Raw genomic sequence first — 12462 nt, 5'->3', positions numbered from 1 at the left:
TCCTTGCCGACGATGCCGAAACGCGGCGCCTCGATCAGCTCGATGCGACGGTCACGCTCGCCCTCGTGCCCGGTGATCAGGGCGTGCAACGGCGCCTTGAAGCCGAGCGCCGCGGCATCCGCGGGAATGTCGTGGACCACGCCGTCGGTAATCAGGAACACGCCGGCGATCTGCTCGGCCGGCACGTCGGCGAGGCCGGCGTTCAGCGCGGAAAACAGCTGCGTGCCATCGTTGTCGCCGCCGCCGAGGCCGCCATCGATCATTCGCACGTCGACGTCGCCGAGCGCCTTGAGTTTGGCCTCGATCTCGGTCGCCGCCTTGTCGGTCTGCGCCATACGCTCGCCGATCGTCTGCGAGCCGCTGCGGTCGACCACCACAGCCACCACCTGCTTCAGCGGCGCGCGGTCCTCGCGCACCAGTGAGGGATCGGCAAGCGCGAGGAGGACGAGCGCCAGCCCCAGCGCCCGCAGCCACACCGCGCGCTGGCGGCGGACGACGCCGAGTGCCACGACCGCCAGGCCGAGCGCGCCGAGGATGAGGAGCAGGGTGACGGGCAGCAGGGGGGCGAAGGCGAGGGAGAACTGGTTCATCAGGGGCGACAGTGTCCGATCGGGGGCGCGCGTTCAAGGGGCGCATCATGCGCGCGACAATACGGCTTTGATGCAGCGGCGGTTCCGGGGTGCACGCCGACCCGGCCGCTCGCCGCGCCGCAAGACCCAATGATTTCACGAGGAAATGAAGAAGTGGCGCCGTCCATTAAGCCGCCGGGCACACGATCATTGACGCGAGCTTAATATTTTGAGCATACGCCAGGATTTCAACTGGACGCTATGGATGAAATTTCTGCCGCTCTCGCTATTTATTCGCAACCGAGGCGGGAGCGTGTCGATCATAGCAGCGTTAACACTTCCAGTTTTAGTCGGATTTATTGCACTTGCTGCCGAATTTGGTCACGGGCTCGTGACGAAGACGGAAAATCAACGGGTTGCCGATCTCGCGGCTTTTGCCGCCGGGCTCGCCTATTCCTCGACCAGTTCCACGGCGACGATGAGCGCGGCGGCGAAAAATGTCGCCGCCCTCAACGGCGTCGCGTCCGCCGGCGTGACCGCATCCCTGGTCACGTCGCCTCGGGTGCCCACCGATCAGGCGGTGCTCGTCAGCGTCTCGACGACGAACGTGCTGCTGCTGGCGCCCGTTCTGGGCTTCGGCCGGTCGCTGCCGGTCAACGCCAAGTCCTACGCCCAGCTCGCGGCGACGCCATCCGCCTGCATGCTGGCCCTCAGCGCCAGCGATGTCGGCATCACGTTGAGCGGGGGCACCAGCATCACCGCCCCGACCTGCACGATCGCCTCCAACAATTCGCTGACCGTGCCGTGCGGCGATACGATCAATGCCAAGACCATCGTCTACGGCAAGGCCGCCCCGACCCAAAGCTGCTCCGGCGGCATCACCGGGACGCAGACGAGCGCCACGACGAGCGATCCGCTGGCCTCCAACACCGGCGTCACGACCGAGGCGGCCCATGCCAGGGCGATCGCGGCCCTGGCTTCGCCCACGGCGCCAAGCGTCGCGACCGCATCCGACAATAATTTTCAGTACAGCGCGACGGCGACATTGCCGAGCGGGTGCACCGGATCCTTTTCCAACGGGACCTGGACCCTCATCTGCGCGACGAGCGGCGCGACCTACAATTTTGGGACGCTGACGGTCGGCGGCGGCGTCACCGTCAAAGTCACGACGAACGCCAATGCGACGTATAATTTCAGCGGTACCATCGCCAGCAATGGCACGGCGCTGACCTTCGGCGCCGGGACGTTCAACGTCGCCAAAGGCATCAGCAGCGGCGGCGGCAGTACGACGACATTCGGCGCCGGGACGTTCAAGGTCGGCCCGGTGTCGTGCAATTCGAGCACCTACAGCATCTGCAACGCCGGCACGGCAATGACCTTCGGCGGACCGAGCACCTTCGTGCTGTCGGCCGGCATTTCCAACGCGGGCGGGTCAGCGCTGGTGCTCGGCAGCGGCAGCACCAACAGCTTCAACATCGGCGCCGCTGGCGACGGCAACGCCATCAATGCTGCGGGCGGCACGACGACGACGTTCGCCGACGCCACCGGCGCCGGCAACCTCTTTCAACTCGTCGGGAACGTGACCGAAGGCGGCGGCGCCTGCACCATCCTGAGTGCCGCCACCGCCCATGACATCAATGGCAACATCAACACGTCGGGTGCCCTGGTCCTCGGCGCCGGCGTCTACAGCGTCAGCGGCTATGTCGCGTTCGGCGCGAGCGGCGGTGGCGACGTCACGTGCGGCGGCAGCACGGTCGGCGTCTCCGGATCCGGCGTGACCCTTGCGATCGCCGGCCTTCAGACCTTCACGGGCGGCAACTGCAACGGCATGGTGTTCTGCATCGCCGCCGGCTACAACAACGTGACGCTCAGCGCCCCGACCGCCGCGGCCAGCATCTATCAGTATCTCGCCGTCATCGGCCCGACGTCGTCGACGGCGACAGGCGGTGCGCTGTTCACCGATGGCGCCAGTAACACCACCCTGGCCGGCGCGCTGTATTTTCCCAATGCGGATCTCGCATTGGCTGGCGGCGCCAGCATCGGCAACCAGAGCGGGCAGTGCCTGCAGATCGTCGCCTCGGGCATCAAACTGTCGGGCGGCACGAGCGCGACGGCATCCAATTGCTTTTCCGGCAGTTCGTCATCCGCCAGCGTGGATCTCGTGCAATGATCTGCCGACGCTTCGGCCGGCGCCCGTTCGGCAGCCTGCGCGCGCGGCTTTTCGACGACGGCGGAGCGAGCGCTGTCGAATTCGCCCTGATCGCACCCGTGTTCTGCCTGCTTCTCGTCGGCGCCATCGACTTGGGCGGCATGCTGTGGACCAAGCTCAATCTCGACGGCGCGGTGACGGCCGCCGCCAATTATTCGGTCAACAATGCCGGCAGCGTCAGCTCCTCGCAGGGTGGCACCCTTGCGACGGCGCTGGCGACGCTTGTCGCCAGCGGTCACGCCGCGAACTGGGCCAATGCGGTGATCGTCGTCAACGACGGGCCGACGGCAACGCTGACCGGGGGCGTCGTGACGACCGGCGGCACGGCCGGTAATGCCGACAACAGCTATTGCCCGACGAAGGCTGGCGGCGTCGTGACGTGGGGCGCCGCGATGACCAGCGGGGCAGCCTGTGCCGGGGGCGGACGCGCCGGCAAATTCGTCACCATTCTCGCGACGCGCACGTACAAGCCGATCTTCGCGTCCTACGGGTTCGTCGGCAACGGCGTCATCGCGGCCACGGCCGTCGTGCAGGCGCAGTGACGCGCTGCTCGCGGCCTCGGTTCGGGGCTTGCACCGGGGGCGCCTCGGCCGTGGAGTTCGCCCTGATCAGCATCCCGCTGCTGCTGCTGGTCTTCGGCACCATCGAGATGGGGCGGCTGATGTGGACGCGCGAGGCGCTGCAGCAAAGCGCCATCGCCGGAGCGCGCTGCATGGGCATGACGCAGACGGCGTGCGGCAGCGCCGGCGTTTATAGTGCGGCGCTGACCACCAACTACGTCGCGGCGCAGGCCGCAAGCTGGTCGATCCCGCTCACCGCATCGAACATCACCCTCAACGCCGCCGCGAGCTGTGGCGGCCTCACCGGTTTCTCGCAGGTGACGCTGACCTATACGTTCCGGAGTGTGGTGCCGGTGCTGATCAAGGCGCTGGGCAGCGGCGCGGCACTCTCCGCCTCGGCCTGCTTTCCCAACCACCCGACCTGAGGCTCGCGTGGCCCGTCCCAGGCGAGCCGCCCCGGCCGGACTGTGTGGACAGCGCCCTATACTTGAAATCCTTAATCCGCGTTATTCATGCATAAGCATCATTTCGTAAGCTCTTAGCTGTACTGACAGTTTGGAAGGCTGGGGAATCCAAGATGCTTACCACCATGGCAGACGTCGAAAGCGCATCCAACGGCATCGTCGGTCACGTCATTTCGGTCCGCGGCTCGCATGCCGCCATCGGGCTCCTCGCGTCGACACCCGCGTACAAGGCCGGGGCGACGGTGGGCAGCTTCCTGTCGATCGAGGCCGGCACCGTCCGGCTGGTCGGGATGATCACCGAAGTGGCGGCGGGCGAGCCACGGTCCTCCAGCGATCCGCTGGTTTCGGCTTCAATCGATCTGGTGGGTCAGATCCAGGTCGACGACGACGGGCAGCCTTATTTCTCCCGTGGCGTCTCGGTCTATCCGACCATCGGCAATCCCGCGTCGAAGCTGCAGCGTGAGCAGATCCGCCTGATCTACAGCTCGCCGCACCGCGAGACGATCAGCATCGGTCATCTCTTCAACGATCCGACCATCGAAGCGCGGATCGACGTCGACAATCTTCTGACCCGCCATTTCGCTATTCTGGGCTCGACCGGCGTCGGCAAGTCGAGCGGTGTCGCGGTGATCCTTGGGGAAATTCTCGCGGCGCGGCAGGACATCCGCATCTTCATGCTCGACAGTCACAACGAGTATGGACGCTGCTTCGGCCCGCTCGCCAACGTGGTCAACCCGCGGACGTCGAAACTGCCGTTCTGGCTGTTCAACTTCGAGGAAGTCGTCGACGTCATCTACAGCGGCCGGCCCGCCGTTGACGAGGAGCTCGAGATTTTGTCCGAGCTGATCCCGATCGCGAAAAGCCAGTACCTGTCGTACAAATCGACGGCGGACCGCATGACGCTGAAGCGCATGGACCCCAAGAGCACGGGTTTTACGGTCGACACGCCCGTGCCGTACCTGCTGCAGGACCTGCTCGCGCTGATCGACGATCGCATGGGCAAGCTGGAGAACCGCGCCTCCCGCATGAACTACCATCGGCTGATGACGCGGATCGAGACGATCCGCAACGATCCGCGCTACGATTTCATGTTCGAGAACGCCAACGTCGGCGGCGACACGATGGCGGAACTGCTGAACCAGCTGTTCCGCATCGACGCCAACGGCGAGCCGATCACCGTGATGCAACTGGCGGGGCTTCCCGTCGAAGTCATGGACGCGGTGGTGTCGGTGCTCTGCCGGCTGGCCTTCGATTTCGGCTTGTGGAGCGACGGCGCCATCCCGCTGCTCGTCGTCTGCGAAGAGGCGCATCGCTATGCCTCGATCGATCATTCCATCGGCTTCGCGCCGACGCGCCGGGCCCTGTCGCGCATCGCCAAGGAGGGCCGCAAATATGGGCTCTTCCTCGGCCTCGTGTCGCAGCGGCCGGCCGAGCTCGACCCGACGATCATCTCGCAGTGCGCTACCCTCTTCGCCATGCGCATGTCCAACGATCGCGACCAGGCTCTGCTGCGCTCCGCCGTCAGCGACGAGACCGCCGATCTTCTCGCCTTCATCCCGACGCTGAAGACCCGCGAGGTCGTCGGCTTCGGCGAAGGCATGCCCCTGCCGGCGCGGATGACGTTCAAGACTCTGCCGGCCGAACTGCTGCCGCGCAGCGAAGCGGTCGGCTTGTGGCCTGCCGCGTCCGGCGCCAAGTCCGGCAACGAGTTCATCCAGGACGTGGTCGACCGCTGGCGTCGCGCCGCGACGGATCGCAAGCCGCGCGTCGAGGACACGGCCGGCGCGGGTGCCGCTGCGACGGATGCGTCGGGTCTGCTGAGCGCCAGCAGCCGCCTGGATCAGGCCAAATACCAGCTCCTCAGGCGCTAGGCCGATGAGGACGCCCGCGATGGGCCAGGCGACGGAGACGGCGCCTGCGGACGCGTCCATCGTCGTCGGCATCGTGGATGACCTCGCCATAGGTCTGACCATCCACGATGCAAGCGACGGCCGGCTGGTCTATGCGAACCGCACCGCCATGCTTGCCGGCGTCGGCGGCACGGGCGACCGGACGTTTGCTTCGGTCGAGCGCGCGGTCGAGATCGGCGGCTGCCGCTACGATGTCGTCACCGCCATCGACGTGACCGAACAGCGCCGGCTCGCGGAGAAGCTGGCGGACCGCGCTTTCTTCGACGAACTCACCGGACTTCCGAAGGGCGAACTGATCCAGCAGACCGTGGAGGACATGGTCGCGCGGTCGGCGGCGCCCTTCGCCTTGTCGTTCATCGACGTCGACAATTTTAAGTTCGTCAACGACTACTACGGGCATGCCGCCGGCGACCGATTGCTGAAGAAAATCGCCGAGCGCATCGCCGAGACCGCGCGCCCGACGGACGTGCTGGCGCGCGTGGGCGGCGACGAATTCGTCTTCGTGACGACGCCGATCGCGTCGCTGTCCGACATCGCCCCGGAAATCGAACGTCTCTCCGCGCGGTTCAAGGACCCGTTCTTCATCGACGGGTCCGAGATCTTCATCTCCGCGTCGATCGGGGTCAGCCTGTTCCCCTTGCATGGCCGCAGCTACGAGACGTTGCGGGCCAGCGCCGACAGCGCGATGTACCGCGTCAAGGAAATCGCCAAGGGCGGCGTCAAGCTGTTCGACGCCAAATTGAGCGAAGCCGCGACGGCACGCATGGAGGTCGAGCAGCGGCTGCGCGGCGCCATCCGCGACAAGCGCATCTGCTGCGCCTTCCAGCCGAAGATCGATTTCCGTTCGGACCGGATCGTCGGTCTGGAAGTCCTGCTGCGCTGGCGTGACGAGGACGGGGTCAATCACCTGCCGGGTGCCTTCATCACGCTGGCGATCGAACTCGGCCTGATGGACTCCATCACGATGATCATCCTTCAGCAGGTGATCGACCAGATCGACCTCATCAACGACGCGTTCGGGCCGAATGCCAGCATCAGCCTGAACGTGGCGGCGAAGCAGGCGGGAGACCTGTCCTTCATGATCGGCCTCGCCGAGGCGATCCGGGACACCGGCTATCCCGAGCGGTTCATCCTCGAACTGACCGAAGAAGCCTTTCTGTCGAAAGGCGACTTCCAGAGTCATGTCCTGCCGATCCTGAAGGAAATCGGGATCGGCGTGTCGATCGACGACTTCGGCGTCGGCTATTCGTCGCTCTCGGCTCTGGCGGAAATCACGGCGGACGAACTGAAGGTCGATCGCTCCTTCATCACCGGCATTCACAACAAGCCGCGCAACCAGAGCATTTTGCGAATGATCGAATTGCTAGGCACCAGCCTCGGCATGCGCATCGTCGTCGAAGGCATCGAGACGTTCGAGGAACTCGCCTATATCGAGGCGGCGACGCGGATCAGCTGCGCGCAGGGCTATTATTTCGCCAAGCCGATGTTCCTGCAGGAGCCGAACAAGGGCGCCGGCACCTATCCCGCCTCGCGCCCGGCGCGGGCGCAACGCTTCGGCGCGCCGAGCCGGGCCGCGCAGGACAGGCGGCGATAGCGCGCGCCGTCACGACCTCGGCTGTCCGCTAGGCTCGAAGCGCGTTGGCATGGGCCTCTAAAAAGTCCAGCAGCTCTTCGGCGAGCTGCTGCATGTGGATGTGCGCGGTGTCCTGGCCGTAGGAGCCATCCGGATTGCGCAGCTCCTGCCGCGGCGTGAAGGTGAAGCATCCGACGGTGGACGTGAAAAGCACCTGATCCACGTGGTGCCGGCCGTGCCCGACGAGCTGATAATGCGGCAGCTTTTCCATGGCGACCTCCTGCGTGTCCGCTCCGACGCGCCAACGGACCTTGCGTTTGCGGTCCGGTCAAGCGTCCCAAAAGGCAGGGTGCAGGGGCGCATCCCGGCCTTGCCAGCGTCACAGCGAAGGCGGCTAATGCCGGCGCGCACGCGATCCCGACAGGACGCGGCCACGCACGTCCCGCAGAGGACGGCGAACGATAGGGACAAGACGGAGGGACCTCTTATGACCGGTCACGTCACGACCAAGCTGGGCGCGTGCCCGCACGACTGCCCCGATACCTGCGCGATGATCTACACCGTCGAGGACGGCGTGCTTATTGATGTCCGCGGCAATCCCGACCATCCGATGACCCGCGGCGCGCTGTGCAGCAAGGTCCGCGACTTCGACCGTCACCACTACAATCCCGACCGCATCCTCTATCCGATGAAGCGCGTCGGCCCGAAGGGCAGCGCAGAGTTTGCGCGGATCTCGTGGGACGAGGCGCTCGACACCATCCACACGCGCTTTTCCGGGATCATCGCCGAGCACGGCGCCGAGGCGATCCTCCCCTACAACTATCTCGGCAACGAGGGCGTCATCCAGGGCCTGACCGTCGGCGACGCCTTCTTCAACAAGCTCGGCGCGACCGTCGCGGAAAAGACCTTCTGCGGCTCCGGCTCCTCGACCGCCTGGCTGCTGACGGTGGGACCGACCAACGGCACCGACCCTTTGAGCTTTTCCGAAAGCAAGCTCATTATAATCTGGGGCTGCAACTCGATCTCGACGAACATTCACCACTGGCACATCGTCAAGGAGGCGCAGCGGGGCGGCGCCAAGGTTGTGGTCATCGACCCCTACCGCTCACGCACGGCGAAAGAGGCGGACTGGCACATCCAGCCCAAGCCCGGCACCGATGGCGCCCTGGCGATGGCGATGATCAACGTGATCATTTCGGGCAACCTCGTCGACAATGACTATGTCGAGAAATACACGGTCGGCTTCGACGCGCTGAAGGAGCGGGCGGAGGCGTTCACGCCGGATTACGCGGCCTCGATTTGCGGCGTCGCGGCGGAAGACATCCGCCTGCTGGCGCATGAATATGCCACCACGCGCAACGCCGCCCTGCGGCCCGGCGTGGCGGTCGAGCGCAGCGCCGGCGGCGCCCAGGCGCTGCGCGCGATTTTTTCGCTGCCCGCGCTCACCGGCTCGTGGAAGGATCCGGGTGGCGGCATCTATCAGATGCCGCTGTGGGAGTTTCCGATTCACTTCGACCGCATCTGCCGGCCGGATCTGATCCCAGAAGGCACGCGCGTCATCAACGTCTTAAAGCTCGGCGCGGTGCTGAACGGCGAGACCGATCACAAGCCGGGCATCCATGGTTTGATGGTCTACAATGCCAATCCCGTCTCGAATTCGACCGAGACGGCGAGCATCAAACAGGGTCTTGCGCGCGAAGATTTGTTCACGGTGGTGAGCGAGCATTTCATCACCGACACCGCGCGCTACGCCGACATCCTGCTGCCGGCGACGATGGCGGCCGAGCACGACGACCTGATGTTCTCGTGGGGCCACTTCTTCTTCACGCTGAACGAGAAGGCGATCGAGGCGCCGGGCGAGGCGGTGTCGAACGCGGAATTGTTCCGCCGCCTGGCGCAAAGGTTCGGGTTCACCGAGCCGCAGTTTGCCTACAGCGAGATCAAGATGATGGAGGAATTCATCGACTGGACCTCGCCGAAGCTCGGCGGCATCGATCTCGATTATTTTCGCCAGCACGGCTATTATCGCTTGAACATCGGCGACGCCAAGACGCGGACGCCGCACGCCGAAGGCAAGTTTCCGACGCCGTCCGGAAAAGTCGAGTTTTACTCGGAATCCGCAGCGACGGGCGGCGATTTCGTCGCGCCGCCGTTCCGCCAGATGTACATGGCGTTTCAGGACGGCACCAAGCTCGATCCCCTGCCGGGCTACGTGCCGGCGCGCGAACGGCCGGAGACCAATGCGGCGCAGGCGGCGCGCTACCCCCTCAACATCATCTCGCCGAAGAGCCACGGCTTTTTGAATTCGCAGTATGCCAACGAGCCGCACAAGGTGCGCTCGCAGGGCGAGCAGGCGATCCTCATCAACGGGATCGACGCGGCGGGGCGAGGCATCGCGGACGGTGCCAACGTGCAGGTCTACAATGATCGCGGGACGTTTCATGGTCTCGCTAAGGTGACGGAGGACGTGCCGCCCGGCGTCGTCGTTGCCTCGCTCGGCTACTGGCACAGCCTGAACAAGGGCGGCGCCGTCAACGTCATCAGTTCCTCCGCCTATGGCGGCATGGGCCACTCGCCGACGTTCAGCGACAATCTCGTGGAGGTCGGTTTGATGCCGGCGCTCTGACGCCGCCCCGACATTCATTGCGTCATCCTGGGACTCGCCGAAGGCGAGGACCCAGGATCCATGAAAACGCAGATTGCAGAACGGCTCGCACAACGGTGTTCCTATCCGGACGCGCTGGTTCATGGATCCCGGGTCCGCGCTGCGCGCGGCCCAGGATGACGAGGCCTGGCAAAGCTTGATGACCACCCATTGGCACGCCTGTGCTACCACGCAAGCTCCTCTATCCTGACGAGCCGCCGCATGGACCCGCTTACCGCTGCCCAGGCTGCCCGGCCGCCGTCACCGACGCCGCTCGTCACCCCGCCAACACCCGGTCGCGGCGGTTTTTGGCGCAAGCTCGGGCCGGGCCTCGTCACCGGGGCGGCGGATGACGACCCCAGCGGCATCGCCACCTACAGCCAGGTCGGCGCGCAATTCGGCTATGGCCTCGCCTGGACGATGCTGTTCAGCTTTCCCCTGATGACGGTGATCCAGGCGATCGCGGCACGCATCGGCTGCGTCACCGGCGTCGGCATTGCCCAAAACCTGCGCCGGCATTATTCGCCCTGGCTGCTGCGCGTGGTGATCGTGCTGCTGCTCGTCGCCAACGTCATCAACCTCGGCGCCGATCTCGGCGCGATGGGCGCGGCGCTCGGCCTGCTCGCGCCGGGGCCGGAGCAGCTCTACACCGTGCTGTTCGGCATCGTCTGCATTCTGCTCGAGACCTTCTTGAGCTACGCCCGCTACGCCGCGGTGCTGAAGTGGGCGACGCTCTGCCTGTTCACCTATGTCGCCGTGGTCTTCGCCGCGCATGTGCCGTGGGGTACCGCGCTCACCGCGACGCTGATCCCGCACATCAGCTTCGACTCGACCCATGCAATGGCGCTGGTCGCGATTCTTGGGACCACCATCAGTCCCTACCTGTTCTTCTGGCAGGCGGCCCAAGAAGTGGAGGAACTGCATCGCCGCCATGCCAAACCGCTGTGCGTCGCCCCGCGCGACGCCGGGCCGGAACTCAAGCGCATCCGCACCGATACGATCGTCGGCATGGGCGTTTCGAACCTCATCGCGCTCTGCATCATCTTCGCCACCGCGGCGACGCTCAACGCGTCCGGCGTCACCAATATCCAGACCTCGTCTCAGGCCGCGGAAGCGCTGCGCCCGGTCGCCGGCGTGCTGACCTTCTGGCTGTTCGCCGCCGGCATCATCGCCACCGGCATGCTGGCGATCCCGGTGCTCGCGGGGTCCGCGGCCTATGGCGTCGCCGAACTGTTCCGCTGGAACGAGGGCCTCGACCACCGTTTTAAAGAGGCCAAGGCGTTCTATGCCACCATCGCGGTGGCGACGCTCGGCGGCGTCGCGCTGAATTTTACGTCGCTTGACCCGGTGAAGGCCCTGTACTGGAGCGCGGTTGTCAACGGCGTGCTCGCGGCGCCGCTGATGGCTGTCATGATGGTGCTGGCGATGAACCCCCGCGTGATGGGCCGCCTGACGCTGCCGCGCAGCATGCTGATTTTTGGCTGGCTCGCCACGGCGGTGATGGCCGCGGCGACGCTGGGATTTTTCGTGATTTGACGGCAAAACACCGTGTCATCCCGGGGCGCCGAAGGCGAACCCGGGATCCATGAAACCGTTGATGCAGAACGGCTTCGATGATGGCGTTCTTTCCGGCTGACACGCTGGTTCATGGGTCCCGAGCTCGCGCTTCGCGCGCCTCGGGATGACAGTGGTGGGACCGCTAACCATCGGCGCTCACTGACAGAACTTCCCGTCCCCCTTCGACCCGCGCGGCTCCAGATCGAAGTGCCAGTGCGTCTTGTGGTAGGAATCCGACCCCGGCCCCAGCGTCGTGTGAAAATAGCCGCAACCGGCGGCCCGCGCCGCGGTCTCGAAGGCGCGGTCGGCGTCGGTTTTGGGCGTGCCCACGGCGATCACGTGGCCATCGGTCAGCGCCATCTGCGCGATGTCGATGGCCAGCCCCTGGCCATGCGCGCTGAGCTTGGCGCCTGCGATATGGTCGCGCGAGCGGCATTCCAGCCCCGGCCCGGTCCACACTTTTGCGATCGGTGCGCCGTAGGACCCCTTGGCAAGCGGCGACAGCAGCTCGCGGACATAGGCGGCAAACGTGTCGGCGGTGACGCAGGCGAGCGTCGGGCCGTCGGGAAAGACCACCTCCGCGCCGTCCGGCAGCTTGAGGCTGCTGAGCTTGACCGCGTCGACGACGGTGCAGCGCGCGTCGGGCTGCGCGCCGATGCTGATCGGCGTCGCCACGACGGATGTCGCCTTGAGCCGGCCCAGGCAGCCCGTGTCTTCGGCGGGCTGGCGCGCCGGCCCGGGGGCGGCGACGCTCGGGGCAGGGGGCGCGGCGGGCACGACGGGCGTGGGCCGGGTCGGGGCTTCAGGGGGCACGGGAAGGGTTGGCGTTTCAGGCGTCGCCGGAGGCTTGACCGGCGCTTCCGGAGGAACCGATGCCTTTGGTGGCCCCTCGGGAGCGGCCGGCTTCGACGGCTCCGGCGCGGGCGCCGAAATCTTGGGCTCCTCTTTTGGCGCGACCGGCGCCGGCGTGTCCGGG

Annotated in this window: 9 protein-coding genes and 1 pseudogene; 7 read left to right on the top strand and 3 right to left on the bottom strand. The window is 66.0% G+C overall.

The features are described 5' to 3' along the window. Positions 1 to 590: pseudogene (locus tag GSQ79_RS12730) on the bottom strand (hypothetical protein); the annotation flags it as partial. A gap of 244 nt (positions 591 to 834) precedes the next feature. Between GSQ79_RS12730 and GSQ79_RS12725 the strand changes: the two are divergent. The 5 genes from GSQ79_RS12725 (at position 835) to GSQ79_RS12705 (ending at position 7306) form a co-directional block, all read left to right on the top strand. Next, positions 835 to 2739, top strand: coding sequence for a pilus assembly protein TadG-related protein (locus GSQ79_RS12725; protein WP_246725304.1), 1905 nt, complete (start codon positions 835 to 837; stop codon positions 2737 to 2739). Further along, on the top strand, positions 2736 to 3320 hold the full coding sequence (locus GSQ79_RS12720; RefSeq protein WP_158809086.1) for a TadE/TadG family type IV pilus assembly protein: 585 nt from the start codon (positions 2736 to 2738) through the stop codon (positions 3318 to 3320). The genes GSQ79_RS12725 and GSQ79_RS12720 overlap by 4 nt, the downstream gene beginning before the upstream one ends. Positions 3321 to 3370: 50 nt before the next feature. Beyond that, positions 3371 to 3763 (top strand): TadE/TadG family type IV pilus assembly protein, encoded by a 393-nt coding sequence (locus tag GSQ79_RS12715; protein ID WP_246725303.1) that lies wholly within the window; start codon positions 3371 to 3373, stop codon positions 3761 to 3763. 152 nt (positions 3764 to 3915) lie between these two features. After that, positions 3916 to 5673 carry an ATP-binding protein gene (locus tag GSQ79_RS12710; protein ID WP_246725302.1) on the top strand — a complete coding sequence of 586 codons (1758 nt, stop codon included), beginning with the start codon at positions 3916 to 3918 and terminating at the stop codon, positions 5671 to 5673. Between the two features lie 4 nt (positions 5674 to 5677). Next, a complete protein-coding gene (locus GSQ79_RS12705; RefSeq protein ID WP_158809084.1) occupies positions 5678 to 7306 on the top strand; it encodes a bifunctional diguanylate cyclase/phosphodiesterase in 1629 nt (542 codons plus the stop codon). A gap of 28 nt (positions 7307 to 7334) precedes the next feature. Here GSQ79_RS12705 and GSQ79_RS12700 read toward each other — a convergent pair whose 3' ends face one another. After that, positions 7335 to 7556, bottom strand: coding sequence for a hypothetical protein (locus GSQ79_RS12700; RefSeq protein ID WP_158809083.1), 222 nt, complete (start codon positions 7554 to 7556; stop codon positions 7335 to 7337). 216 nt (positions 7557 to 7772) lie between these two features. Between GSQ79_RS12700 and GSQ79_RS12695 the strand changes: the two genes are divergently transcribed. After that, a complete protein-coding gene (locus tag GSQ79_RS12695; protein ID WP_158809082.1) occupies positions 7773 to 9911 on the top strand; it encodes a molybdopterin-dependent oxidoreductase in 2139 nt (712 codons plus the stop codon). A 240-nt stretch (positions 9912 to 10151) separates the two neighbouring features. Further along, positions 10152 to 11465: an NRAMP family divalent metal transporter gene (locus GSQ79_RS12690; protein ID WP_158809081.1), complete on the top strand. Its 1314-nt coding sequence runs from the start codon at positions 10152 to 10154 to the stop codon at positions 11463 to 11465. A gap of 177 nt (positions 11466 to 11642) precedes the next feature. On the opposite strand, the gene GSQ79_RS30175 is transcribed toward GSQ79_RS12690, so the two are convergent. Continuing rightward, positions 11643 to 12462 (bottom strand): extensin family protein (locus tag GSQ79_RS30175; RefSeq protein WP_158809080.1); only part of this gene is annotated, 820 nt, incomplete at its 5' end.

It is taken from the genome of Beijerinckia sp. L45 (assembly GCF_009765775.1).
Taxonomy (GTDB): domain Bacteria; phylum Pseudomonadota; class Alphaproteobacteria; order Rhizobiales; family Beijerinckiaceae; genus RH-AL1.
This window is presented reverse-complemented; position numbering and strand designations above follow the sequence as displayed.